We start from the raw sequence: 24666 nt of genomic DNA, 5'->3' as shown, positions 1-24666 counted from the left end.
GGAGAGCCATCATGCCAAGAGTAAAACGTGGTGTAACGGCGCGCGCCCGCCACAAGAAGGTTCTGGACAAGGCCAAGGGCTACCGCGGCCGTCGCAGCAAGGTCTATCGCATCGCCAAAGAGGCGGTGATGAAGGCCGGGCAATATGCGTACCGCGACCGTCGCCAGCGCAAGCGGCAGTTCCGCGTGCTGTGGATCGCTCGTATCAACGCGGCGGCTCGCGAACTGGGCATGAAGTACAGCACCTTCATGAACGGCCTGAAGAAGGCATCGATCGAAGTCGACCGTAAGGTGCTGTCCGACCTCGCCGTGTTCGACAAGCCGGCATTCGCTGCCCTGGCCGCGCAGGCCAAGGCCAAGCTGACGGCCTGAGTTCCGCTGTATCCGGAGAAGGAGGCCCAGGGCTGTTGGGGCCTCCTTTTTTTCTCCCGCTTTTTATTTCCGATCAATGGACAATCTGGACCAACTCGTAGCTGCCGCGACGTCCGATTTTGCCGCTGCCACCGAGCCCGCCAAGCTGGAGGACGCCAAGGCGCGCTACCTCGGCAAGGAGGGTTCGCTGACCGCGCTGCTTAAGGGGCTGGGCAAACTGCCGGCGGAAGAGCGCAAGAGCGCCGGTGCCGCCATCAACATAGCCAAGGAGCGTATAGAGTCGGCGTTGGCGACACGGCGCGATGCGCTGAAGAATGCCCAGCTCGAAGTCCAGCTTGCGACCGAGGCGCTGGATGTGACGCTGCCCGGCCGCGGTATGTCCGCCGGCAGCCTGCACCCCGTGACCATCAGCCTGGATCGCATCGAAGCCTTGTTTCGTTCCATCGGTTTCGACGTCGCCGACGGTCCCGAAATCGAGACCGACTGGCACAACTTCACCGCGCTCAACACGCCGGAGAACCACCCTGCGCGCTCGATGCACGACACGTTTTATCTGCAGGGCGAGGACGGCAGGGTCCAGGAGAAAGTACTCTTGCGTACCCACACCAGCCCGGTGCAGATCCGCGCCATGCTGGCGCACACCGAACGCCACCGCGATGCCGATATCATGCCTGAGCTGCGGGTGATCTGCCCCGGGCGCGTCTACCGCGTCGATTCCGATGCCACGCATTCGCCGATGTTCCACCAGGTCGAGGGCCTGTGGATCGGCGAGAACGTGAGCTTTGCCGACCTGAAGGGCGTCGTGGCCGATTTCCTGCGTCGCTTTTTTGAATCGGACGACCTCAAGGTGCGCTTCCGTCCATCCTTCTTCCCCTTCACCGAGCCTTCGGCGGAAATCGACGTCGCCTTCATGGGCGGCGCGCTCGAAGGCCGCTGGCTGGAGATCGCCGGTTGCGGCATGGTCCATCCCAATGTCCTGCGCTGCGGCGGCTTCGATCCGGAAAAGTACACCGGCTTCGCCTTCGGCATGGGCCCTGACCGGCTGACCATGCTGCGCTACGGCATCAATGACCTGCGCCTGTTCTTCGAGGGTGATCTGCGCTTCCTCGCGCAGTTCAAGTAATCATGACGACCTATCCCCCATCCCCTTTCCCCAGGAAAGGGGTGACAAAGGTTCAGCCGCGATGGGATCGCGGCTTCCGTAGTGCTGGCTGCATGCCCCCTTGGGGCGGCCCGGCGGAGGCGTGACATGCAATTTTCCGAATCCTGGCTGCGCAGCCTGTGCAATCCGGCGCTCTCGAATCAGGAGCTGTGCCACCTGCTGACCATGGCCGGCCTTGAGGTCGAGGAGAACGAGCCCGTCGCGCCCGAGTTTTCCGGCGTCGTCGTGGCCCATGTGTTGACTGTCGACAAGCATCCCGACGCCGACAAGCTCAAGCTCTGCAGCGTCGATGTCGGCGAAGCGGCGCCCTTGCAGATCGTTTGCGGTGCGCCTAATGTCGCGGCCGGCATGAAGGTGCCCTGTGCGCGAGTCGGTGCGAATTTGCCCGGCATCGAGATCAAAAAGGCCAAGGTGCGCGGCATCGAGAGCCACGGCATGCTCTGTTCGGCGCGCGAACTCGGTCTGTCGGAGGATCACGGCGGCCTGCTGCCGCTGGCGGCCGATGCCGTCGTCGGCGAGGACATCCGCAAGCATCTCGATCTTGATGACCGCAGGATCACCATCAAGCTCACGCCGAATCGCGCCGATTGCCTTTCCGTGCTGGGCGTCGCGCGCGAACTTTCCGCCCTGACCGGCGTGCCATTGAGCGCTCCCGAGATCAAGCCGGTCGCGGCCGCGATCGACGATCAGCGGGCGATCCAGCTCGATGCGCCGGCCTCCTGTCCTCGCTACTGTGGTCGCATCGTGCGCGGCGTCAATGCCAACGTGCCGACGCCGGAATGGATGAAGCGGCGCATCGAGCGCAGCGGCATTCGTTCGATCTCCTTCCTGGTCGATGTCACCAACTACGTGATGCTGGAAATCGGCCAGCCTCTGCATGCCTTCGACGATGCCGAACTCGCCGGGGCGGTTCATGTGCGCCTGCCGGCCCCCGGCGAGAAGCTGCTGCTGTTGAACGAGCAGACCGTCACGCCGGCAGCCGATACCGCGCTGATCGCCGATGACGAGAAGCCGCTGGCCATGGCCGGCATCATGGGCGGCGAGCACTCCGGAATCTCGGACTCGACGCGCGACCTGTTCCTCGAAAGCGCCTACTTTCCGCCGGCGGCGATCGCCGGCAAGGCACGTGCGCTGGGCTTTTCTTCGGATGCCGCGCATCGCTACGAGCGCGGCGTCGATTTCGAATTGCAGCGGCGCGCCATCGAGCGCGCGACGCAATTGATCCTTGAAAACTGCGGCGGCCAGTCCGGGCCGGTGGTCGAGGCCGCGGCGCCCGACCACCTGCCGCTGCGCCGCCCGGTCACGCTGCGCAGCGCGCGTGCGGCGAAGGTGCTTGGCATCGCGTTGCCCGACGAGCGTATCGAAGCCATGCTGAAGAGCCTGGGCCTGCAAGTGGAGCGCGTCGCCGGAGGCTTCCGCGTCACGCCGCCGAGCTTCCGTTTCGACATCGAGATCGAGGAAGACCTGATCGAGGAAATTGCCCGCATCCACGGCTACGACAGCATCCCCTCGCTGCCGCCGGTAGCGCGGGTGGCGATGATGCCGGCGAGCGAATCGAAGAAGTCGGCGATGGCGCTACGGCGCCAGGTGGCCGCGCGCGGCTACCACGAGGTGGTGACCTACAGTTTTGTCGAAGCCGCCTGGGAATCTGACTTCGCGGCCAATGCCGCACCGGTGGTCCTGGCCAATCCGATTGCCAGCCAGATGGGCGTGATGCGTTCGACGCTGGTCGGCGGCCTGGTCGGCACGCTGGCGGCCAACCGCAAGCGCCAGATCGACCGCGTGCGCGTGTTCGAGATCGGTCGCTGCTTCCGCCGCGAGGCCGGCGCCGGCCCGGTCGATGGCTTTACCCAACCCTTGCGTGTGGGTGGCCTGGCGGCCGGCGCGGCGCAGCCCGAGCAGTGGGGCACGACCACCCGGCGCGTGGATTTCTATGACCTCAAGGCCGACGTCGAAGCCGTGTTCGCGCCGCGCCGGCTGGAGTTCGTCAAGGCCGCGCATCCGGCACTCCACCCCGGGCGCTGCGCCGAGGTCAGGCTGGATGGCGTCTGCGTCGGCCACATCGGCGAACTGCATCCACGCTGGGTTCAGAAGTACGAATTGGGTACAGCGCCGGTAGTGTTCGAACTCGAACTGCCGGCCCTGCTGGCGACACCTTTCCCAGCCTATGTCGAGGTCTCGCGCTTCCCGGCCGTGGTTCGCGATCTGGCTTTGGTGGTGCCGCTGGGCCAGGCTCTGGCGCCGCTCCTGGCGGGCCTGAAGGCGGCTGCGCCGGCCATCGTGCGCGATGTTGCCTTATTCGACGTGTATCAGGGCAAGGGGCTTGCCGAAAGCGAAAAAAGCCTTGCCTTCCGGATAGTTATGCAAGATACTCAACGGACTCTCGAGGATGCGGAAGTGGATGCGGTGATCGCCGATCTGCTGGCGGTTGCCGGTCGCGACTTCGCTGCGTCCTTGCGGGGATAAGAGGGGGCGGAGCAAAAAATGACATTGACCAAGGCGGAACTCGCCGACCTGCTGTTCGAAAAAGTGGGCCTCAACAAACGTGAGGCGAAGGACATGGTCGAGGCCTTTTTCGACGAGGTACGGCTTGCGCTGGAAAAGGGTGACAGCGTGAAGCTTTCGGGTTTCGGCAATTTCCAGTTGCGCGACAAGCCGCAGCGTCCTGGCCGCAATCCCAAGACCGGCGAGGAAATCCCGATCACGGCGCGCCGTGTCGTCACCTTCCACGCCAGCCAGAAACTCAAGGCGGCGGTCGAGGCATTCCCGCGTGGCAACAGCCAGCAATAGTCGGGACGAACTGCCGCCGATTCCGGCGAAGCGCTACTTCACCATCGGCGAGGTGAGCGAGCTGTGCGGCGTCAAGCCGCACGTGCTGCGCTACTGGGAACAGGAATTCACCCAGTTGCGTCCGGTCAAGCGGCGCGGCAACCGGCGCTACTACCAGCACCATGAAGTCCTGCTCGTCAGGCGCATCCGCGAGTTGCTCTACCAGGAAGGTTTCACCATCAGCGGTGCGCGAAATCGACTCGATGACGGCCCTGGCAAGCCGCCCGAGTCGGTTGAAGCACCTCAAGCGGCGACACCGACGGGCAGTGATTCGACATCGATCCGCGCCGAACTTTCCGCAATCATCGATTTCCTGCGCGCTGCCTGAAGCTGCGTGCTTTTCCTTTGTTATAATTCGTGCAGTCGGGGCGTGGCGCAGCCTGGTAGCGCACTTGCATGGGGTGCAAGGGGTCGCGAGTTCGAATCCCGCCGCCCCGACCAGTAATACCAAGGGTTTCCGGTTAATCGCCGGGAACCCTTTTCTTTTGGCCTCGGGCCTTGGGGAACCGCTAGGGGAACCGGAGGCGGTCGCTACCCCTGCATTTCGACCGTAGATGCAAGACGCATGACCACCAGGGCCGCGAACGCAACCGGTGACTCAGAACCAGGGGGACGCCCCGAGGGGCAGCGGATCAGGCGCGCGGTTGCGCGTCAGGCCACGCTTCGAGGATCAGTGCGAACAGCCCAGGGTTGCACTCCTCGGCAAACTCAAGGTCCGGCGGGTATTTTTCGCGCCAGCCAGCGAAGTCCTGCGCGACCATCGGCCCGAATTTCAGGAAATCATCGAACGTGGCGCAGCGCGTAAGGTGGGTCCGCTCACCTTCGAGTTCTTCGATCTTCCCGAGGGCATCGTATCGGGCGCGCAGTTCAGCCAGGGGCAGAGCGGGAGCGGTCATTCAGGGTTCCTCCTGGTAGGCGTGCATGACCGACCAGACGTCGGAATAAGCCGAGTGCCGGCGGCCGTCGTGCACGGAGTTCTTGAAGTTCGGATAGCCGATCGCCGATGCGTGGGCAGCGACCGCGCGAGCAACGGTATCGCGGGGCACGAAGGCCCGATAGAGATAGTCGGCGTCGGGCGTCACCGATACCTGCCACCGGCCCTCGGCAACGACCGGCGCCAGGAACGCCTCAATATCCCCGTGCCGGCGCCCGCGGACCAGCAACCGCGCGGGATCGTCGCGATCGGACACGATGGAAACAGCCGCATTGGACAGGAACAGCCACATGGTCACGCCTCCTCCGGACAGGCGGTCCGGTGCATGACGGGAGCCTAGCCCAATATGACGCGCGCAACAAGCCCTCAGCGCGCAGGGTAGTGTCTCAATTTGCATTTCTCTATCTTTGATGGCCGCGCCTCATCGGCGAGCCCATCGGCCGCTACCAGTCCGTCGCCACGATCCACCCGGAACCCGACCGAACCACATGCGGTTATCATGGCATTTTTCGAAGGGAGGAACACCATGAAAAAAATCTTGCTGATCCTTGCCGTTGCGCTCGCGGCAGGCTGCGCCGACCCGCGCGACACGCCGCTGCCGCGTGATGCGGAAAAGTTTGCGGACATCAAGCCAACGTTAGAAAAGCTCAGCGTCGAAGAACGCGACCTGCTGACCGGATACATGATGCGGCACGCCATTGGCGCCAAGTTCGGCGGCCTGTTCGGCATCTCGGCCGAGCCGATTCCGGAAGGCATGACGCTGCGCAAGGCCATTGTCGAGCAAAAGGAATTTATCGCCAAGATCGCCGCCACCGAAGCCGCCGCCAAGGTCGCCAGCGAAAAAGCGGAGGCCGCGCGCAAGGCGCTGGCGCAGCAGTTCGCCCAAGTGGTGGAAGTGCGGCTGGCGAAGGTGGATCTTCACGAAGCGACGTTCCGCGACCACGACGTCAAGGATTACCTGCGCATGGACATCGACGTCAACAATAAGAGTGGCAAGACAATCACTGGCATCAAGGGCCTGCTCACTGTGCGCGACGCCTTCGGCGACAAGGTAATGGAAACCAAACTGAAGACCGACAGCGACATCCCGCCTGGCGCCACCAAGAGGTTGTTGCTTACTCGGGACTACAGCAAGTTCGACAGCAAGGACCGCAAGGAAGCTGCAATTGACGCCACCAAGACCACCAGCGAATTCGCGCCAGACGTGGTGCTGTTCGGTGATGGGACGAAGTTCGAGGCTCCTGGCAAGTAGTTTTCAAACTCAGACACCACCACGGGCAGCAGGAGCCCGCGGCGACGCCAGGGCAGCATCCGGCACGGGAGCCGCGCCAGGCACCGCAGCGCCCCGCTCCCGAGCCAACAGCAGCGCAGCGACGGCCTCCGCAGCGCACGCCGGCACCGATCCGACAGCGCGCACGGTGATGATGGGTGGCTTGCGACCAGGGCGCACGATCAGGCCTGCAGCGAAGCGAGGTCGCGCTGCAGGACCAGGGCCGCGCGACCCTTTTGCAAGGCGGCAATGGCGCCGTCGATCAGCAGCAGCGGGGACGTGTCGCCGGTGGCACCGGACAGCAGCATGCGGGTCGTCAGGTTCGCGTCGAAGATCGCCGCCGTGACGGGGTTTTCCAGAGAGGCGAGGAAAGCGTCGGCAGCGGCAGCAGGACGGGCACGGGAGCGGGTGGAAGTGGCGGACATGGCGAATCTCCTTCGAGTGGTTGGGTTGGACTACAGCCCCACTCTGACAGGCCTCGCGGGTAATATGCAAGACGCTGGCATTACCGCAGAGAGCATATCCGCAAGATAAATCAGGGGGCAGGTAATATTCCGGACGAATAGGTAATATGCTGCGCGGGCTGATCGTCCATGTTCAATCCTTCCGGGAGCCCAACGATGCGACTTGCACTAGCAATTTTCTTCGCGGCTTTAGCCATTGCCACCGGCGGGTGTTCGGACCGCAACCAGGGAGCCGCGAAGCGAGCCCAAGAGCCGCAGACCAAAGCTGAGCCGGCGCGCAAGCTGATCCCGCGTTATGAGTTCAAGGCCCTAGTGTTCGAGAAAAATTGGGATGGGGTAATCGCAGCGGTCGGGAAGCCCGACAGAACCCAGGAACTGAACGGCCGGGAGGTGTGGCACTACATCGGGCGGACATACGACCCCATCACCAACAAGCCAGACAGGGACGCTCAAGTCACATTCCAGTGGACGATCTGCGACGGTGTTAATTTCTTCTGAGCGGCAGAATCCGCGCGCCCGGATGAAGCCTACGCATCGCTTCAACGCAAAACGGGCACAGCAACTGCCAGGGGTGGCTCGACTTCGATTTCGGCAAGTGCATGCGAGCGGTCGCCTCCCGGCTGCAGTAACCGCGCAGGGTCGAACGCTGGCAACACTTCATCGCCCGCCTCCGGAGCGCAGGCGGCCGGCGAGCAACGACGCAACGTGGCTCACGCCGGCCTGCTGGTTGCCGTCAGTCGCCCCGCCCACGTGCGCCGCGATGATCGAGCGGACCTCCTCACCCCACGCAGGCGGCAGGCCACGCGAGGCGTCAGGCAGGAACGGCCGCGCGGGGATACCGGCACCGCGACCGACCTGCGTCGCCCCGGCGTGGCCCCGCATGGCGTTGGCGCCGTACTGGTGGAAGCCGGCATAGCCGACGTTCGTGCCGACCTCCACCGAATCGCCGGTGACGCGGTGGGTGATCGAGTTCATCAATCGCCCGGTATCCCGCAACGGCTGGCCGATTCGGCGCTTCAACGGCAACCAGGCGACACCGTAGGGCGACGCGGACGCGACGAAACAGGCGCGGACATTCTCGGCGAGAGCGTTGCCGACGTCATCCAGTAGATCGGCGGCCCTGACCCGATCCCGTAGGGCGTCCAGGGCGGTTTCGAGTTCGGCAAAGCCGATGGGTTCAATCTGCAGCATGAGGTTTCTCCTGGGTGGCGTCGTTGGGCTTTTCTGCTTGATAGGCATCGCGCAATGCACCCAGGCCGCCCAAAGCGAGCAACTCACTCAGGCCGCGCCCCTTGTATTCCTGACCGCCGCTCGGATCAACCGGCGCGATCTTGGACGGTGCTTCGAGTCCGAGCAACCGAGCGCGGCGCTGCTCGATCGCCAGAACGCGATCCACGGCCCCCAGGTTGCCGGCGGTTGCCTTCGGCCAAAGGGTTGTCAGCAGATGATCGAGGCGAGCAACGCTCAACGCCAGCAAATCGGCGGCATCGGCCGCGGCATTGACGTGGAACTCGACCAGGGCGCGCTTCGCAACCTTGCAGGCGTGGGCCCTGCTGATGCCGAGTTGCTCACCGATTTTCGAGAACGGAAGCCCGGCCTTGCGCAGTTGCAGGACACCCGCCTGAACCTCGGCGGCGCGGAGTTTTCTGGCAGATGCTTTTGCGGCCATTACAGGGCTCCGAGAGCGGCGTCACCCCGGAAGCGGGGCAACGCCATAAGGGCGGGCAACTTAGGCCGCCTGCGCCAGATCGGCGCCACTGGCCGCGCGCTTCTTCTCGCGGAGTGCGTTCAGATCGGCACGACGCTGGTCACCGTTGCGCGGGTTGCCGGGGATCAGGCCCGAACGCGGGCACAGTTCCTGAATCGGCAGTTTCACGTCGGCGGCAAAGACCGCCTCATGCCCGCCGTCGAGTTCGTCGGTCAAGTCGTGACACCAGGACCCGAAACTGATCGAATTCCCCGCGGCGTAGTGGGCACGCCAGGCGCGGGATAGAGCCGGTTTCAGGTAGGCAACCAGAGCCGCACGCTCCTGCGCGGCGAACGCATGCATGACCGCCCCATGAAGGCGCTCGGCCTCATCTTCGGCGTCCAGAACGGCAATCATCAAGTCGTCCGTCGACGCGTGCATTGCCTTGACGGCAGCAACAGCGTCGCCATGCTCGGCGCGATTCGCGGCGTACTGCTTTCCGAGGTTGACGGCCTGGTCGAGTTCGCCGGAAGCATAGGCACGGCCGCGCTCGGTTTCGAGGTGGCCGGCAGCGACATCGAGCTCCGCGATGCGAGCCTCAAGGGCGGTGATGCGCTCGCGGGTGCTGAGCACGACGCCATCGGCCGCAGCGAGGCGCGCAAGAGCGGCGTCGAAATCGGCGACGGATGGGGACTTCGGGGTGATGGGCTTAGACATTGCGATTCCTTTCGGAGTAGGTGCGGTTAGCGAGAGCGGCGAACGAATCGCCAGAGGGTGCAGCGGTCTTGCGGTCAGTGGAACCAGGGGCGGTGCGACGGGCAGCCGCAGCAGCAGCGACGGCAGCGCGCTCGGCGAATACGGCAGCCGGGCTCGGCAGCGAAGGCTCGGGCGGAGCGGCAGCCGGCGCGGGCCGCGGCGCAGCGGGTGGGACAGGCTTCGCTGCGGCAGCCAGGGGCGGAGCCGATGCAGAGGCAGCAGCGGGCGCAGGAGCGGGCGCAGCGGCCGGCGTGGGGGCTTTGGCAGCGGAGCGAGGCGCATGCATCGCGACCGCGGCGCTGAGAGCGGCATTCGCGGCCTCGTAAGCCCTTGCGGCCGCATCTTGTTCCTTTGCCGCCTTCGTCAATGCCGAGTTCGCGGCAGCAAGGGCCGGGCTCGTGGTCTCGGCCTTGGTGCCGTCCGAATACTGCACGACGGTCCGGCCGCCGGGGTAGCTGGTGACAGCGACCACGCTCGGCGCGTCCGACGCAGCGAGGGCGATAGCCGGAACACCGGAGGGCCGCGTCCAGCCGGCGGGGGTCGCCGGGCCGCCTCCGAGGATCACGCCGTCGCCGTATAACGGGATCGGCCCTTTGGCGTGTCGAAGGGATTCGCGGGTCGTGGTTTTCATTGGGGATTCCTTTCGGTGAGTGAAGGCGCCGCCGGCAGGCCGTGTCGGGCCGTGGCGCGGTTTTCGATGAAGAGGTGAAGGGGAAGGCGCATGACAGTTCAATGCACGGAGTGTGGGCCGATGCTGCGGGCGAACAAGGTGAACAGCAATCCCAACGCGGCGTTGATCGCGGCGAGCGTTTCGATCGAATCCCGCTTGGCGAGCGCGGCCAAAAACACATCGTTCAGCACGTCAACCGCGTCCGGCAAGACCATCGCGGTTCGGCCGGGGCAGCCGTTGCACAAGCCCAGGAGCGCGCGCCACAGTTCGTCCGCGATAGCCTGGTTCGCCTCGCCCGTGTCTTCGCCGACGAGATCGTCAATCCGACGCATGGCGAAAAGCCCCGCAAGCTCGGCGAATTGATACGCGATGGCGGAGTGCGGGACGTAAGGAGTGATAGCGGTCATGGACGGGTCATCCGTCAAAGCCAGAGCGCGCCGGCCGGGCAGGACCGGACGGACGCGGGCCGCCATAGGGGGCAAAGGTCATCCGCGCGGCATCGAACGCCAAGAGCACGTCGCCGCAGGGACCATTTCGGTGCTTACGCAACGCGAGTTCGACAATGGCATTTTCTCCCTCGGCCGGCTCAACGACGCGGGACAGCAGCGCGATCAGGTCGGCGTCCTGCTCGATTTCGCCGGAGTCGCGTAGGTCCGAGAGTTGAGGCCTGCCACCGGCGCGCGACTCCACCGAGCGGTTCAGTTGCGCCAGGGCAATCACCGGCACGCCGATTTCCTTTGCCAAGTGCTTGAGCCCACGGGACAGCGAGCCGACCTGTTCCGAGCGGTTCGCCCGCGGATCGGCCGGCGTCATCAGTTGCAGGTAGTCGACCACGACCAGGGACAGCGCACCCTGGCGATGCAGCCGACGGCAACGAGCGCGGACATAGGCGACGGTCGCCGCCGACTTGTCGTCAAGGACGATCCGGTCGGTAGCGGACCCGCACATGGCGCCCGACAGCCGGCCCCATTCGTCGTCGGACGGCCCGGAACGCAACACGCGACCGGAAACACCCGAGCTGGCCGCAAGCAGGCGCGCGGCGAGTTCCTGCCGAGACATTTCGAGGGAGAACACGACGACACGACCACCGGCGCGTGCAATGTGGTCAGCGATGCCGAGCGCAATCGCGCTCTTGCCGATCGAGGGCCGCGCCGCGACCACGAAAAGCTGACCAGGCACAAGCCCGCCGGTGAGCCGGTCCAGGCCGGCAATCCCAGTGTCGAGCCCGCCGGGGTGTCCGGATTGCTGGCGATCGTCGGCCGCAACCAGGGCGGCCCGCATCGCATCCGTCGCCGTAATCGGGTCTTCGGCGCCTCGATCAAGCGCGCGTGCCAGGGACGCATCGGCCGCCTGTGCGATCTTCTCGGGTCCGTCGACACCACCCGCAAAGCAGGCCGCTGCCAGCGCGTCTGCGGCCGCTATCAGCCCGCGAAGCACCGCCTTGTCCCGGATGATTTCGGCATAGCGGCGAATGTTCGCAATCGACGGGGTAGTGTTGGCGATTTCCCCCAGGTAGCCGAGCCCGCCGGTCTGGTCGACTTCGTTCGACCGCTCGACGGACTCGAACACGGTGACGACGTCGACCGGGCGGCCCGACCCGATCAGCCGGGCGATGTGGCGGAAGATGCGGCGGTGGTCATCGCGGAAAAAGTCGGAATCGGAAACCAGGTCGGCAACATGGTCCCAGGCACGCGGATCGATCAGCAGGCCACCGATCAGGGATTGCTCGGCCTCGACCGAGTGCGGCGGCAGGCGGAGTTCGACGGGGGCGTTCATGCGGCCTCCCGGTGGTACTTGCCCTCGATCAGGGAGGCGAAGTTCTTCGGCGTCGCAATCCACTCAAGGTCAATCTCGAACGGCGCGCGACCGACGGAGTGAACGCGCCCCGTCAGGAAGGCGCTTTCCGCGATGTAGCCGAACAGCTTTTCCCACCAGGCCACGGACTGGCGACCTGTATCCTCACGCCAACGAGCGCGAAGCTTGGCCTTGCGTGCATCGTTCCATACCCGAACGCGGCGACCCATAGGCAAGATGCGATGGTAAGCATCGATGATTTGCTGATGCGGGCAATGGTCGCCAGCCGACAGGCTGGTGGCAGGCGACGCGATAGCGTCGTCCCCCATAGCAGTTAACTTCCCTTCCATTCCATTCCCTTCCATTCCGTCGCGAGGACTCGGCGACGAATCGGCGATATGTAGCCGAGGACTCGGCGAGCACTCGACGATTTTTCCAGCGGAACGAGGAGGAAATTTGAACGTCGGACGGTCGATCTTCTGATGACGCGACCAGCCGGTGATGCGCCAGTAGAGCGCGCCTTCGACGTCGTAGGTTTCGAGCAAGCCGACACGATGAAGCTCGTCGATCCAGACCTGAACATCGGCATCGGTGAATGGATCAGCCGGGAATACCTCCATCTTGACGCGCTTCGTCGAGGCCGGATGAATGCCGGCATCGTCGGAAAAGCACCACATGCCGATGAACAGGAGCCGAGCGTTCGGCGAGCACTCGACGATTTGCTCCGACGTCCAGAACTCGGGCTTCACGGTTCGGATGCGGGCCATATCAGAGCACTCCCCCGGCACGCCGAAACATCCCAAGGTGGTGGGCGGCCTGCTCGCGGTCGCCGGCCTCGCGCGCCTCGACGAATGCAGCCCAAGAACGGCAGCGAGCGCACCGTCCGAGCAACGAGGTCAACTCGCCGCAGTCACAGCACGGCATCAGGTGCGGCGCAGGCTTGCGCCATACCCTATCAGCGTCCGGGCGATTCTCCGACCAGCGGCCCGACGGCTGGCGCTTGACAAGGCCAGCCGGTGAGCATAAATAGGACGTTCCTTTGGTTGGGAATGCTCCGTTGTAGGGAGCGGCGCCGCACGGCTGGCTACCGGGCGGCGTTTTCTTTTCGGACATGGCGGACACCTCAGGCGGCCAGCGCGGCAGCAGCAGGGGCAGGGGCAGCCCCGGCGAGCTTTGCCTTCCGCGCAGCGAACGCCTCGTCGGACTCGCGCGGATGCTTTCGAAGGCCGGCGCGGATTTCCGACCAATAGGCGCCCTGGCCGGCGACTATGTTCGGGTGTTGAGGTTTCGGAGGGCTGCGCAATATCGCAGCCGGGGGCGGGGCGGAAACATCGATCTTGCGGATATGGGCCTCGACCTCGTGCCGACACCAAACGGTGATCTTCTTTCCCAGGCGAATCGACTTCGGCAGCCGGCCGTCCTGCGCCATAGTCCAGACCGTTGAAACGGCGATGCCGAGAAGAGCGGCGACCTCGTTAACGCGGAGATACACGGCTTCCTGCGGTGTGGCGAGCTTTTCCATTGCCTTACTCCTTAGCTAACACAGCGTCATTAAGACGGTTGCGAGCAAGAATAGGACTTTGGCAATCGTGAATTCCCCCACTTACGGGGAGAGTTAACCCTTATGCGGGGGGATTTGTCTGGTTGGCAATAGGATGGTGATTGCGCGCTGCGTATATTTCGCGAGCTTTGAAATATCGCTTGAGGCCACGATCAGCGGCCCTCTTGGCGACGCGACCGGCAACAATTTCAACGAAACGGCTGAACTCTCCTGAGCGAACGTCCCACGACTTCGGCGCAGCCTTTCCAGCCGCCTCCCAAATGCCAGCAATCTGGTGGATCAGCAGGGAATCTGCGCTATTGGGAATTGCCCGGCGACCAGAGCCGCTGTCGGCATAGAACTTGAGATAAGCCTCAATCGAGGCCATCGCCACTCCAGGTGCGACGATCTTCCCGTACAAGGGTATGGGGTCGGTGTGGTTCCAGGAGTTGGTGCCGCGCGCCCTCGTGAGGGCTGCCGCCATCGAGCGAAAGTGGTTGAGCGCGGCTTTGTAGCCATCGCGCGAGGCGTGCGCTTCTTTCGGTTTCGTTCTGGACGCGCGACGCAAATGCCATTGTTCAATAACCGTCTGCAGGTCGCAAACAAAGGCGTGGTCAGCAGGAACTCCGAGAGATTCCACAACCAGGCTGCGCCAAGCGCCGTCGAAAGCCGTTTCACTCATGCCGCAGCCCTCGGCAGGGTCGTCACGTTGTCGGCATCAGCCCGGGTCAGCAGGTCCAGCCGGTCCCCGAGTAGGCGCCAAGCCTCGCGCTTCTCGGCTTGGTAGTCATATCGCTGATACGTCCGCTTCATCGAGTTTTCCTCGGTGTGGTTCAGGCATCGCTCAACCACGTCCGGCAAGACCCCGAGCGACACCATCAGCGTCGCGCCGGTGCGACGCAGGTCGTGAGGCGTCCATTTGCCACCAGGCAAGGCCAGGGCGTCGATATCGGCAGACCGCCGGGACATGGCATCGCGCTCCCGCTGGCGGTCGGCGACCTGCTTCGATAGGGATTTCGGACAAACGTGACTATTGCGATGGCGGGCCGGGAACACCCACGGCGATATTTCGCGCTCCTCCTTCTTCGCCGCGGCCTCCTCGGCTTCGCGCAGGGCTTGAAGCTGGTTCAGCGCGAACGCAGAAAGGCTCACCGTGTGCGGCTTCTTGTTCTTGCTGTGCTCGGCCGGGATCACCCAGGAACGGCCCGCAAGGTCAACGTCGGACCAGGCAGCCGTCGAAATCTCGCCGACGCGACAGCAGGTTGAGAGCATGAGCCAGACCATCCGCTGACTGTCGGCGCTCAGCGTGTCAGGCATCGCCTTGGCGAGCAGCTTGATTTCGGTTTCGGTCAGCGCGCGGTCCCGTTCGGTGCTGGTGTCCCACTTCGATTTCTTGAGGCCGGCGGTTGGATCGGTTGCGACGATTTCCCGGTCGATAGCCCACCGAAACATCTGACGCAGGTCAGCCAGCACGATCCCGGCAACGCGAGGGGCGCCGCGCTCAACGATGTCATCGAGGATGGCGGTGATGTTGGAGCGGCGAAGCGCCACAAGGCGCAAATCGCCAATGTTGGGGCGGACATTCTTGTCGAACAGGGAGCGCGCGAACTCGCCGCCGTCCTTCCGTTTCGCCAGAGCCTTCCGCATGAACTCATCGAATAGGGCGCCGACATTCTGCGGCTGCGCCTTCGCGACCGCCTTGGCGTCGCGAGCCTCCGTTTCCAATCGCGCCCGCTCCTCGAAGGGATCAATGCCGTCGGCGAGTTGCTTCCGGAGAATATCCGCCTTATCGCGCGCCGACGCCAAGCCGACGGTCGGATAGTGTCCGAGGCTCATTTTCTGGCGCCCGCCTTCGTGGCGATAGATGAACAGCCAGGTCTTCGAGTCAGGACGGACCCTCAGAAACAGGCAATCGCCATCGGCGAGCAGCTTTTCGCCTTGCTCGATGGTGGCGTTTTCGACTTCCTTCACCTTCAGGTTGTTTTTTGCCATCGCATCCTCCGCGTCAGTTGGGCTTGGAATCCGGGTGATCCAGGGGAACCATCAGGGGAACCAGGGGAACCGGATAGACAAAGCGCGATTAAGACGAGTTTAGACGCAAAACCGATGTAAAACAAGGATTACCGCGCAGATAGCAATCAGGAGAGCAAGGCGAGGCAAGGGAAAAAACCTGCATGGGGTGCAAGGGGTAGCGAGTTCGAATCCCGCCGCCCCGACCAGTAATACCAAGGGTTTCCAGTCACAAGCTGGAAGCCCTTTTTCTTTGGCTGCCCTGTTCGCGTGCATTCTGGCGCCCCCCTTTGGCTGATGCAGGTCCTGCATGCCGTATCGTCGGCGCCGACTTTTCGGCTCGAACGCCCTCGCCGTGATTCGAGAAGCGGAAACAAAAGGATATTCCGCGCCAATTTCGGGATTACGCCGCTGTTAGAGCGGGCGCAGGATACGCAAAACTCCAGCACGAAGAGGACCCATCCCATGCGTATCGAATCCGTTGAACTCGTTGCACTGCCCGATGCACCCGCCTGGCAGGAGAAGGTCTACAGGGCCCATCTCGATACCGGCGAAGACATGGATTTGTTTCAGCAGCACTGGGATGTTCCTTTGCCTCCGGAAAGTCTCGTCGGCCTCACTGTCGAGGAGGCGCGCGTCAAGCGCAACGAAAGAATGTTCGCGATCGCTTCGGGCAATCACTGAGCCAAGGCGCTTCAAGCCTCCTGCCGGAAGGGCAGACGGCTGGCGGTTTCGGCTTCGTAGTCCTGCATCGCGGCGTCTTCGCGCATGACGAAGTCCGCCACGGCTTGCCGCATGCGCGGATCGGCGATCCAGAATGCCGACCAAGTCGGCACCGGCTCGAAGCCGCGGGCCAGCTTGTGTTCTCCCTGCGCGCCGGGTTCGAAACGCTGCAAGCCGTTACAGATGCAGTAGTCGATTCCCTGGTAGTAGCAAAGTTCGAAATGCAGGCCGGGAACCTCCATGGCGCAGCCCCAGTGCCGGCCGTAAAGCGTTCCGGCGTCGCGGTAGCAGATCGCCGACGCGATCGGAATGCGTTCCCGGAAAGCAATGAATACCACCATGCGCCGGCCGAGCAGGGCACCGGCCTGGCTGAAGAATTCGGGGGGAAAGGCCGGATGGTTGCCGTAGCGGGCGAACGTGTCGCGGTAGTGGCGGTGGATCGCCAGCCATAGGTCGGCATCGATCTCGTCGCCATGCAGGGCTTCGATCCGCAATCCGGATGCGGCGACCGCGCGCCGCTCACGCTTGAGTTTCTTGCGCTTTTCGGAAGTGAAGCCGGCGAGGAAATCATCGAAATCGCGATACTTCTGATTGAACCAGTGGAACTGCACTCCACGCCGCATCAACAAGCCGGCCGCTTCCAGCCGCGCGCGGTCTTCTTCGCGGACAAACAGGCATTGCCAGGATGACACGTGGTACCGGGCCACCAGTTCCAGCGCGGCTTCGATCAGCGCCGGCGCGACGATCTCACGCTCCGCATCGCGCCGGACCAGCAGGCGCGGACCCGGCGAGGGCGTATAGGGTACGCCGCTGACCAGCTTCGGGTAGTAGTCGATGCCGGCGCGCTGCCAGGCCGAGGCCCAGTTCCAGTCGCGTGAAAAGTCGCCGAAAGAATGCGTGCGCAGGTAGAGCGGCAACAGTCCGAGCAGCCGGCCGCCGTCATGCAGGGCGAGATGCTGGGCCTGCCATCCCATTGCCGTGCCGCCAGCGCCGACTTCTTCCGCCGTGCCGAGGAAGGCGCGACTGACGAACGGGTCGTCACCGTGGTCGAGCGCTCTCCATTCGTCGTCGGGGATGTCGAAGGCCGACCCGTGCAGGATGATTTCCATGGGCTGGCATCCTACCTTGCCCCGCACCCGAACAAAGCCCGCAGGCACGTTGCGGGAAATGTCCTGTTCTGTTCCGCGCATCGGGCGGGCGCCGCGATGGGCTAAAATGCAAGCCGGAATTTCCATCTTCCCGGCACCGACCCCAATGCGCATCCTGCTCAGCAACGACGACGGTTATCTTGCGCCGGGACTCGCCCAACTTGCCGCCAGCCTCGCCGACCTGGGCGACATCGTGGTGGTGGCGCCGGAGCGCAATCGCAGCGGCGCCAGCAACTCGCTGACGCTCGATCTCCCACTGCACATGGGCCGCGCCGCGAATGGCTACATCTACGTCAGCGGCACCCCGACCGACTGCGTGCATCTGGCCGTGACTGGTGTCCTCGAGCAGCAACCCGACATGGTGGTTTCGGGCATCAACCTCGGAGCCAACATGGGCGACGACACCATCTATTCGGGGACGGTTGCCGCCGCCACCGAGGGCTACCTGCTCGGGGTTCCGGCAATTGCGATATCGCTCGCCAGTTTCCAGGGGCGGAATTTCGCCACGGCCGGACGTGTCGCACGGGAACTGGTGCAGCGTTTCACCCGCGCGCCCTTCGTCGAGCCCGTACTGCTGAACGTGAACGTCCCGGATGTTCCCTACGAGGACCTGCGCGGCATCCAGGTCACGCGGCTCGGTCGGCGACACAAGGCCGAGCCGGCGGTGAAATCGGTCAGTCCGCGCGGCGAAACTCTTTACTGGATCGGTCCCGCCGGTCCCGCAGCGGATGCCGGTGAAGGCACCGATTTTCACGCCGTCGAGCAAGGCTGGGTGTCGGTCACTCCGTTGCAGATCGATCTGACGCATTCCGCGCAGCTTGGCGAAGTACGCGGTTGGCTGAACCAGGAAAAATGAACTCTGCGGCATTGACCGGCATCGGCATGACTTCCCAGCGCACCCGCGCGCGCATGGTCGATCGCCTGCGCGCATTGGGCATCGGCGATACGCGCGTGCTGCACGCAATGGGTGTCGTCCCGCGCCACGTCTTCCTCGAACAGGCCCTGGCGAATCGCGCTTACGATGACACGGCCTTGCCCCTGGGATTCGGCCAGACCATTTCCCAGCCGTTCGTGGTCGCGCGCATGATCGAAATCCTGATCGCCGGCCGCGAACTGGGCAAGACGCTCGAAATCGGCGCCGGTTGCGGCTATCAGGCGGCGATCCTCGGCGTGCTGTCGAAGCAGGTGTTCGCCGTGGAGCGCATTGCGCCCTTGCTGGCGCGAGCGAGGGAGAACCTGAAGCAGCTCAAGTTGTCGCACATCCGCCTCAAGCATGCCGATGGCAACCTGGGCCTGGCGGAGGCGGCGCCGTTCGATACCATCATATTGGCGGCGGCAGCAGCAGCTGTGCCGCAGACGCTGCTGGCACAGCTGGCCCCGGGCGGGCGTCTGGTAATGCCGCTGGGCGGCGCGGAACAAGTGATCTGCCTGGTCGAGCGCGGCGAAATCGGGTTTGTCGAAACACGATTCGATGCGGTACGCTTCGTGCCGCTGTTGCCGGGAGTGGAATGAATACTGCGAGCAAGATCCTGCTGGTGCTGCTGCCCGTCCTTGGCGGCTGTGCGAGTACCGTGCCGGCTCCGGTGGAGGACCGTGCGGCGGCGCAGGCGAGCATGCCGACGACGCCGGTGGCGACCGGCACGGCAGCGGAATCGCGGGGCATGTACACGGTGAAGAAGGGCGACACGCTTTATAGCATCGCGCTTGACCACGGCCAGGACTACAAGGACATCGCCGCCTGGAACAACCTGGAAAATCCAAACCTGATCAAGGTCGGCCAGCAACTGCGCGTCGCACCGGAAGAAGGGTCCCCGGTGGCGGTGGCCAAGCCGGTGACTTCGAGCGCGCCGGTTGAGGTCAAGCCGGTCGCCGCCCAGTCTGGTGGCGCCGCAAATTCCTCAAGCCTGAAGAAGGAGCCCAAAGGCGGCAAACTGGCCTGGAGCGAGGACGCACTGGCTCGTGCGCGGCAAGGGGAGGTGGCAGCCAAGCCCGTCGAAGCCCGGCCGGAGGTGCGCCCGGTCGAAGCCAAAGCCGCCGACAAGCCGGCCGAGAAGGTTGCACCCGTTGGGGATGAAGTCGAATGGATGTGGCCGGTACAGGGCAAGCCAATGGCAGCTTTCGCTGACGGTAGCAAGGGTATAGACATCGCCGGCAAGAGCGGCGACCCGGTGCTCGCCGCCGCCGCAGGCGTGGTTTCGTATGCCGGGGCGGGGCTGCGCGGTTATGGCAACCTGGTGGTTCTGCGCCACAATGCGACCTACCTTTCCGTCTATGCGCACAACAGCAAGCTGCTGGTGAAGGAAAAGGACACCGTGGCACGGGGCCAGAAGATCGCCGAAATGGGTAGCACCGATGCCGAGAACCCTCGCCTGCATTTCGAGATTCGCCGCCAGGGCAAGCCGGCAGATCCGCAGAAGTTCCTGCCGCCACGCTGATAGCGTCGATGAGCCGCGATGCATTCCTTCCGGAGCGCGAAGATGCCGAGGCGATTTCCGCTGCCCCCGACCCTCGCTTCATCGAGGACATCACCCAGATCTATCTGCACGAGATCGGCGCGACTCCGTTGCTGACGGCGGACGAAGAGGTTACGCTGGCGCGCGCGGCGCATGCCGGGGACTTTGTCGCGCGCCAGCACATGATCGAAGCCAACCTGCGGCTGGTGGTGAGCATTGCGCGGCATTACCTGCATCGCGGTCTGCCGCTTGATGACCTGATTGAGGAAGGCAACCTGGGCCTGATCCATGCCCTCGAGAAGTTCGATCCGGAGCGCGGATTCCGTTTCTCGACCTACGCCACCTGGTGGATCCGGCAAAACGTCGAACGCGCGATCATGAATCAGTCGCGCACCGTGCGCCTGCCGATCTACCTCATCAAGGAACTCAACATCGTGTTGCGGGCGATGCGCCGGCTTGACCGCGAGCGAACGGCCGAGGATGAGGCTCCGGGTGCGATGGTGGATGAAGTGGCGCGCCTGCTGGATCGCCCGGCGGATGAAATCCGTCAGTTGCTGGTACTCAACGAGCGCTCGGCCTCGCTCGACTCCCCGCTCGATATCGATCCGGATCTGTCGATGGCGGATTCGATGGCCGATGAATCGTCCGAGGACCCTGCCGGCCACCTCGCCCAGCAGGAAGCGGAATCGCTGGTCGCCGATTGGGTGGCGCAACTTTCCGATCGCCAGCGCCTGGTCGTCGAATGTCGCTATGGCTTGGGCGGGCGCGAGGCAACGACCCTGGAGCAGATCGCGAGCGATTTGGGGCTGACGCGCGAGCGCGTGCGACAGATACAGATGGAAGCGCTGACACGGCTGCGCAAGCGCATCGCGCTCGACGGCCTTACCCCCGAAGCGCTACTCTGATTTTGCCAGCGCGGCAGCGAGGTCGATGACCGCAGCCGCATAGAAGCTGCTCCGGTTGTAGCGCGTGATCACGTAGAAGTTCTGGTACCCGAGGCGGTACTCGGTTGCTGCCTGCGGTGTCACCAAATCGATCAGCGCCGCCGGGTGCTCTGGCAACAGGTCGCCGAGATGTTGCGTCGCCGTATCGCCGGCGCCGACTCTTGCGACAGCAATGTTGGCTTCCTCCATCTGCCGCGGCGTGTGTCGCGGCGCAATGCCTTGGGCGATCATCGCCTCCACGCCGGAACCGGCCACACTGACGGCGACGGCTATCGGCGCATCCTTTTGCCAGCCGTGGCTGGCGAGGAAACTGGCCACACTGGCGATTGCATCGGCGGGACTGCCGACCAGGTCGATGCGGCCGTCACCGTCGAAGTCGATCGCATAGCGTCGCCGCGACGATGGCAGGAACTGCGGCAGACCCATTGCACCTGCATAGGAGCCGGTGTAGGACAGCAGGCTGCGATTCTCCTCGCGCGCCAGCAGCAGCAGCTCCTCCAGTTCCCGCCGGAACAGCTCGGCCCGCGGCGGATAGTCGAAGGTCAGCGTGGCGAGCGCGGCAAAGGTGCCGAAGCGCCCCAGTTGCCTGCCGTAAATGGTTTCGACACCGATGATGGCGGCGATGATTTCGGCCGGCACGCCAAAGCGCGCCGCGGCGGCGGCGATCTCTACGGAATGCAGGCGCATGAAGCGCCTGCCGGCGGCGATCCGGATGGGTTCGACAAACCGTGATCGGTAGGCCTGCCACGAGCGCACGCCGGGATCCCTGGGCGGCATGATGGCCTTGATGACGGCCGGCAGGGGTCGAATTCGACGGAACAGGGCATCGAGCACCTCCGTGTCGAAGCCATGCTTGTCCCGCATCTCCGCGATGAAAGCCTTCACCTCGTCGCGCTCCGCGTAGCCGCTGTCCGAACGGATTGCGCCCGCCGCATGGGCATTCAGCATCGAGCCAAAAGCGAGCGCGGCCACCAGGAGGAGGGCGCGTGTCACGGTCGGAAACTCGCGATCCGGGATTTCAGGCGCGACAGCTCGTCGGGTTGCGGGTGCGGGCCATAGCGCAGCGCGGCGTACAAACCGCTGATTTCGCCGATCTCGCGCCCGTGCTGCGGTGCCAGCCGAGTTGCCCGTTCGGCAAACTGCAGCGGGCCTTCCCATGCCTGCCAGACGATGCCGCGCCGCGCCAGTCGCGCCGTGAAGCGGCGCCAGGCGGCCAGAGCGGGGTCCACGCGTTGGCGATTGCGCAGGATCCAGACCGTCAGCACCAGCAATACGGCGCCGCTCAGGACGGAAAGGATGGCGGTCATGCTGCGCCAGTCCGGCTCGCGCAGGCCTAGGCTGGCCAGCAGGTCCCGCTGGCGTTGGGGGTTGTAGCCGAGCACCCGCTGATTCCAGCCGTTGGTCACCGCATCCAGCCGGTAGCGCAGCTCCTTGAGCCAGGCCATGTCGGATCGGGCGAGGAAAGGCAAGCCCTCGCCGGCGGGAACCGCAGCGGCCAGATTGCTGCTGACCCGGCTCGGAGCCGCAATCGCCGTCGGATCGATGCGCACCCAGCCGCGTCCCGCGATCCAGGCCTCGGTCCACGCGTGTGCGTCGTACTGGCGTACTTCGAGGTACCCGTCCACCGGATTGATTTCGCCGCCCTGGTAGCCGGCCACTACGCGTGCCGGCACCCCGGCCGCGCGCAGGCTGAAGACAAATGCGGCGGCAAAGTGTTCGCAAAAACCACGTTTCGTATCGAACAGGAATTCGTCGACCATGTCGGGCCCGAGCAGTGGCGGATTCAGGGTATAGGTCAGGAATAGCCGGTTGAACAGTTCTTCCGCGGCGGCCAGGATCGCGGCACCGTTATCGCCATGAGCGGCCTGCCAGCCGGCGCTGATTGCACGGATACGCGGGTTCCCGCTGGCTGGCAACGCCAGTGCGGCGCGCAACGCGGCGCGGGTTTCATTCGCTCCGGCATTGCTGTCGGGCCAGGCCGACTGCGTGTAGCGCATGCGATTGCGCACCACCTCGCGCGCGATGGGTTGGTAGTCGCTTGTCATTGCACTGTCGGCGGGCAGGGTCGCCGGCATTTCGAGTGCGAACAGCCAGTGTTTTCCATGGGGTTCCAGGGTGACCTCATAGTCCACCTGTGGCCCCGTACTGCTGTAGGGAATCGTCGGGTAGGCGGCCAGCGTCTGTGCGACGCGCCAACTGCGGCCGTCGAAGGACGGCATCACCGGACCGCGCCAGTAGAGTTGCGATTGCGGCGGAACGGCGCCATTGAATCGGACCCGGAAGGCAATGGCATCGGATTGCGAAAGCTGCGCGATCGATCCCGGCGACATCGTCTCGGACAGCCCCGAGACGGCGGTAAACCGATCCTGCGGTATGCCCCAGAGTGGCCCCTGCACGCGCGGGAACAGCAGGAACAGAAGCAACATGAACGGAATCGCCTGCGCCAGCAGCATTCCGGCGCGATACACCTGCTGGCGCGGCGCCGGACGATCGTCGCTGGCGGCCAGCAAGGCGGCGGTGGTGACCAGCACCGTCAGGCAGGCCAGCATGGCCGTCGGAATGGTCTGGGTAAACAGGAACTGGCCAAGGACCAGGAAATAGCACAGCAAGGCGGTGACTACCGCGTCGCGTGCCGCGCGCAGTTCAAGCAGCTTCAATGCGAGGAAGACCAGAAGCAGCGCAATACCCGGCGTGCGACCGACGATGGTGCGGTACTGGAGGAAAACCCCCACGGTGCCCGCGATCACCAAGGGGATCAGCAGCCAGCGCGGCGGCAGTCGCCAGTGCCGCCATGTCAGTGCGGCGCGCCAGCCGAAGGCAAGTCCGGCCGCGATCGACAGCCAGAGCGGAACATGTTGCAGCAGCGGCAGGGAGGCGGCAATGGCGGTTGCCAGCAGCCACCAGGCCTGGCGCCGGCTGACGGGGCGGTTAACGCGCGCCATGGTCGTACAGCGCCAGGATGCGCAGGCCGGCGGCAAGGTGTGGCGGTCCGTTTTCCGGTTCGCGGCGGGCGCCGGGCATGCGCAATCCCCAAGCCAATCCGGCGGCATCGGCGTCGAGCATCCAGCGTGCCAATATCGAGAGGCGCTGCTCGACGCCCATCGTATCGGGCAGGTGATTCCAATCGAGCCAGAGCCGCTGCGCAGCGGTGCCGGTGAAGAGTTTGGTCAGCAGCGGTCCATCCTGTTGTCGAGCGACCGCCTTCCATGCGACGTGGCGCGGTGGATCGGCTACCTGGTGTTTGCGCAATCCGGAAAAGTCGTCGACCCCGCGACCCTCCCGTGTTGTTCCCTGGGCATCGTCGCCGCTCCATGGCAGCATCGGGGCCTTCGCCGCCGGTAACGGATAGACCAGGCAGGCAAGGTCCGGAGCGGCGTAACTCCAGGCCCGCACGAGTCCCAGCGGCCAGCTGGTTTCGATCGTGACCCGCGGCATCGGCAGCCATCCTCGTTTTTCCGTGTGAAGGCCGAGGCTGGCAATTGTGGTTGCCGACGGCCCGATGTCGATCTCGAGCGGTGGGGTGTCGTGGAAGAACAGGCGCAGACTGGTGCGGGCATCCGGCCGTGGATTTTCGACGACAAGGTCGAAACGAGCCTGCTCGCCGGCAAAGACTGGCTCGCAGCGGCCCGGACTCAGCGAGAGCTGAACCAGGTTGCGGAAGGTGTGGAGGATGGTGACGATGCCCAATCCGGCAAGCAGGAATACTAGCGCATGCCCCAGGCTGAGGTTGTAATTCATCGCGCCCAGCAGGATCACGCCGAGCGCGGATGTGTAGGCGATTCCGGCGGGCGTCGGCAACACATAGACGCGGCGCTGGTTGAGGACGATCGGTGCCGGTTCCGGGGGGCGCACGCGCAAAGCCCAGCGCACAAAGTTTTCGTGCAGGCGGTTGCGCAGGGTGGCGAGCATTG

At 64.5% G+C, this 24666-nt stretch carries 29 protein-coding genes and 1 tRNA gene; 13 read left to right on the top strand and 17 right to left on the bottom strand.

All coding sequences use genetic code 11. The annotated features are described in order from the left end of the window. Window positions 1-11 precede the first annotated feature (11 nt). The 6 genes from rplT to J0M27_RS06465 all read left to right on the top strand — a co-directional run bounded on the left by rplT (window position 12) and on the right by J0M27_RS06465 (window position 4803). On the top strand, window positions 12-371 hold the full coding sequence (rplT, locus tag J0M27_RS06490) for a 50S ribosomal protein L20 (protein ID WP_294988779.1): 360 nt from the start codon (window positions 12-14) through the stop codon (window positions 369-371). A 76-nt stretch (window positions 372-447) separates the two neighbouring features. Further along, entirely contained in the window at window positions 448-1494 is a 1047-nt protein-coding gene (gene pheS, locus J0M27_RS06485) for a phenylalanine--tRNA ligase subunit alpha (RefSeq protein ID WP_294988776.1), read from the top strand. Between the two features lie 126 nt (window positions 1495-1620). After that, window positions 1621-3999, top strand: a complete 2379-nt coding sequence (gene pheT / locus J0M27_RS06480) for a phenylalanine--tRNA ligase subunit beta (RefSeq protein ID WP_294988773.1) — start codon at window positions 1621-1623, stop codon at window positions 3997-3999. A gap of 18 nt (window positions 4000-4017) precedes the next feature. Beyond that, window positions 4018-4323, top strand: a complete 306-nt coding sequence (locus J0M27_RS06475) for an integration host factor subunit alpha (protein ID WP_294988770.1) — start codon at window positions 4018-4020, stop codon at window positions 4321-4323. Then, window positions 4304-4690 carry a MerR family transcriptional regulator gene (locus J0M27_RS06470; protein WP_294988767.1) on the top strand — a complete coding sequence of 129 codons (387 nt, stop codon included), beginning with the start codon at window positions 4304-4306 and terminating at the stop codon, window positions 4688-4690. Before J0M27_RS06475 ends, J0M27_RS06470 begins: the two co-directional genes overlap by 20 nt. Before the next feature lie 36 nt (window positions 4691-4726). Further along, a tRNA-Pro gene (locus tag J0M27_RS06465) sits at window positions 4727-4803 on the top strand. Between the two features lie 191 nt (window positions 4804-4994). On the opposite strand, the gene J0M27_RS06460 is transcribed toward J0M27_RS06465, so the two are convergent. Both J0M27_RS06460 and J0M27_RS06455 read right to left on the bottom strand, forming a co-directional pair. Further along, window positions 4995-5258 (bottom strand): hypothetical protein, encoded by a 264-nt coding sequence (locus J0M27_RS06460; RefSeq protein ID WP_294988764.1) that lies wholly within the window; start codon window positions 5256-5258, stop codon window positions 4995-4997. Then, window positions 5259-5588 (bottom strand): hypothetical protein, encoded by a 330-nt coding sequence (locus J0M27_RS06455; RefSeq protein WP_294988761.1) that lies wholly within the window; start codon window positions 5586-5588, stop codon window positions 5259-5261. A 234-nt stretch (window positions 5589-5822) separates the two neighbouring features. Here J0M27_RS06455 and J0M27_RS06450 point away from each other — a divergent pair, with 234 nt between their 5' ends. Then, window positions 5823-6548, top strand: a complete 726-nt coding sequence (locus J0M27_RS06450; RefSeq protein WP_294988758.1) for a DUF3418 domain-containing protein — start codon at window positions 5823-5825, stop codon at window positions 6546-6548. Between the two features lie 200 nt (window positions 6549-6748). Here the strand turns inward: J0M27_RS06450 and J0M27_RS06445 are convergent, their stop codons facing one another. Beyond that, window positions 6749-6991 carry a hypothetical protein gene (locus J0M27_RS06445; protein ID WP_294988754.1) on the bottom strand — a complete coding sequence of 81 codons (243 nt, stop codon included), beginning with the start codon at window positions 6989-6991 and terminating at the stop codon, window positions 6749-6751. Between the two features lie 195 nt (window positions 6992-7186). On the opposite strand from J0M27_RS06445, the gene J0M27_RS06440 reads away from it, so the two are divergent. After that, entirely contained in the window at window positions 7187-7528 is a 342-nt protein-coding gene (locus J0M27_RS06440) for a hypothetical protein (RefSeq protein WP_294988751.1), read from the top strand. 159 nt (window positions 7529-7687) lie between these two features. Here the strand turns inward: J0M27_RS06440 and J0M27_RS06435 are convergent, their stop codons facing one another. The 10 genes from J0M27_RS06435 to J0M27_RS06390 all read right to left on the bottom strand — a co-directional run bounded on the left by J0M27_RS06435 (window position 7688) and on the right by J0M27_RS06390 (window position 15469). Next, complete coding sequence (locus tag J0M27_RS06435) at window positions 7688-8221, bottom strand: phage virion morphogenesis protein (RefSeq protein WP_294988749.1); 534 nt, start codon at window positions 8219-8221, stop codon at window positions 7688-7690. Then, entirely contained in the window at window positions 8208-8699 is a 492-nt protein-coding gene (locus J0M27_RS06430) for a hypothetical protein (protein ID WP_294988746.1), read from the bottom strand. The genes J0M27_RS06435 and J0M27_RS06430 overlap by 14 nt, the downstream gene beginning before the upstream one ends. 60 nt (window positions 8700-8759) lie before the next feature. After that, on the bottom strand, window positions 8760-9434 hold the full coding sequence (locus J0M27_RS06425) for a hypothetical protein (protein WP_294988743.1): 675 nt from the start codon (window positions 9432-9434) through the stop codon (window positions 8760-8762). Next, window positions 9427-10104, bottom strand: coding sequence for a hypothetical protein (locus J0M27_RS06420; protein ID WP_294988740.1), 678 nt, complete (start codon window positions 10102-10104; stop codon window positions 9427-9429). Before J0M27_RS06420 ends, J0M27_RS06425 begins: the two co-directional genes overlap by 8 nt. A gap of 98 nt (window positions 10105-10202) precedes the next feature. Continuing rightward, window positions 10203-10550: a hypothetical protein gene (locus tag J0M27_RS06415; protein ID WP_294988737.1), complete on the bottom strand. Its 348-nt coding sequence runs from the start codon at window positions 10548-10550 to the stop codon at window positions 10203-10205. A 7-nt stretch (window positions 10551-10557) separates the two neighbouring features. Continuing rightward, entirely contained in the window at window positions 10558-11919 is a 1362-nt protein-coding gene (dnaB, locus tag J0M27_RS06410) for a replicative DNA helicase (protein WP_294988735.1), read from the bottom strand. Further along, entirely contained in the window at window positions 11916-12704 is a 789-nt protein-coding gene (locus J0M27_RS06405) for a hypothetical protein (protein ID WP_294988733.1), read from the bottom strand. The genes dnaB and J0M27_RS06405 overlap by 4 nt, the downstream gene beginning before the upstream one ends. A gap of 356 nt (window positions 12705-13060) precedes the next feature. Continuing rightward, window positions 13061-13459 (bottom strand): helix-turn-helix domain-containing protein, encoded by a 399-nt coding sequence (locus J0M27_RS06400; protein WP_294988730.1) that lies wholly within the window; start codon window positions 13457-13459, stop codon window positions 13061-13063. A gap of 100 nt (window positions 13460-13559) precedes the next feature. Then, a complete protein-coding gene (locus tag J0M27_RS06395; RefSeq protein WP_294988727.1) occupies window positions 13560-14159 on the bottom strand; it encodes a hypothetical protein in 600 nt (199 codons plus the stop codon). Beyond that, window positions 14156-15469, bottom strand: a complete 1314-nt coding sequence (locus J0M27_RS06390) for a site-specific integrase (protein WP_294988724.1) — start codon at window positions 15467-15469, stop codon at window positions 14156-14158. Before J0M27_RS06390 ends, J0M27_RS06395 begins: the two co-directional genes overlap by 4 nt. A 483-nt stretch (window positions 15470-15952) precedes the next feature. Here J0M27_RS06390 and J0M27_RS06385 point away from each other — a divergent pair, with 483 nt between their 5' ends. Beyond that, window positions 15953-16171, top strand: coding sequence for a hypothetical protein (locus J0M27_RS06385; RefSeq protein WP_294988721.1), 219 nt, complete (start codon window positions 15953-15955; stop codon window positions 16169-16171). An 11-nt stretch (window positions 16172-16182) separates the two neighbouring features. On the opposite strand, the gene J0M27_RS06380 is transcribed toward J0M27_RS06385, so the two are convergent. Continuing rightward, window positions 16183-17319 carry a GNAT family N-acetyltransferase gene (locus J0M27_RS06380; RefSeq protein WP_294988718.1) on the bottom strand — a complete coding sequence of 379 codons (1137 nt, stop codon included), beginning with the start codon at window positions 17317-17319 and terminating at the stop codon, window positions 16183-16185. Window positions 17320-17464: 145 nt separating this feature from the next. Here J0M27_RS06380 and surE point away from each other — a divergent pair, with 145 nt between their 5' ends. From surE to rpoS, 4 genes are read left to right on the top strand one after another with little or no spacing between them, the layout of a single operon-like run. Further along, complete coding sequence (surE, locus tag J0M27_RS06375; protein ID WP_294988715.1) at window positions 17465-18214, top strand: 5'/3'-nucleotidase SurE; 750 nt, start codon at window positions 17465-17467, stop codon at window positions 18212-18214. Then, the gene (locus J0M27_RS06370; RefSeq protein WP_294988712.1) at window positions 18211-18870 is read left to right on the top strand and encodes a protein-L-isoaspartate(D-aspartate) O-methyltransferase; all 660 of its coding nucleotides are present in this window, start codon (window positions 18211-18213) and stop codon (window positions 18868-18870) included. The genes surE and J0M27_RS06370 overlap by 4 nt, the downstream gene beginning before the upstream one ends. Next, complete coding sequence (locus J0M27_RS06365; protein WP_294988709.1) at window positions 18867-19793, top strand: peptidoglycan DD-metalloendopeptidase family protein; 927 nt, start codon at window positions 18867-18869, stop codon at window positions 19791-19793. The genes J0M27_RS06370 and J0M27_RS06365 overlap by 4 nt, the downstream gene beginning before the upstream one ends. 8 nt (window positions 19794-19801) lie before the next feature. Next, window positions 19802-20716 carry an RNA polymerase sigma factor RpoS gene (gene rpoS / locus J0M27_RS06360; protein ID WP_294988706.1) on the top strand — a complete coding sequence of 305 codons (915 nt, stop codon included), beginning with the start codon at window positions 19802-19804 and terminating at the stop codon, window positions 20714-20716. Here the strand turns inward: rpoS and mltB are convergent. From mltB to J0M27_RS06345, 3 genes are read right to left on the bottom strand one after another with little or no spacing between them, the layout of a single operon-like run. Beyond that, entirely contained in the window at window positions 20708-21748 is a 1041-nt protein-coding gene (mltB, locus tag J0M27_RS06355) for a lytic murein transglycosylase B (protein WP_294988703.1), read from the bottom strand. The genes rpoS and mltB overlap by 9 nt on opposite strands. After that, window positions 21745-23697 (bottom strand): DUF3488 and DUF4129 domain-containing transglutaminase family protein, encoded by a 1953-nt coding sequence (locus tag J0M27_RS06350; protein WP_294988701.1) that lies wholly within the window; start codon window positions 23695-23697, stop codon window positions 21745-21747. The genes mltB and J0M27_RS06350 overlap by 4 nt, the downstream gene beginning before the upstream one ends. Beyond that, window positions 23684-24664 carry a DUF58 domain-containing protein gene (locus J0M27_RS06345; RefSeq protein ID WP_294988699.1) on the bottom strand — a complete coding sequence of 327 codons (981 nt, stop codon included), beginning with the start codon at window positions 24662-24664 and terminating at the stop codon, window positions 23684-23686. The genes J0M27_RS06350 and J0M27_RS06345 overlap by 14 nt, the downstream gene beginning before the upstream one ends. Between the last annotated feature and the right edge of the window lie 2 nt (window positions 24665-24666).

Origin of the sequence: Sulfuritalea sp. (assembly GCF_017302275.1) — a bacterium.
Taxonomy (GTDB): domain Bacteria; phylum Pseudomonadota; class Gammaproteobacteria; order Burkholderiales; family Rhodocyclaceae; genus Sulfuritalea.
The sequence above is the reverse complement of the archived record's forward strand: the minus strand, read 5'-3'. Positions and strand labels throughout refer to the sequence as shown.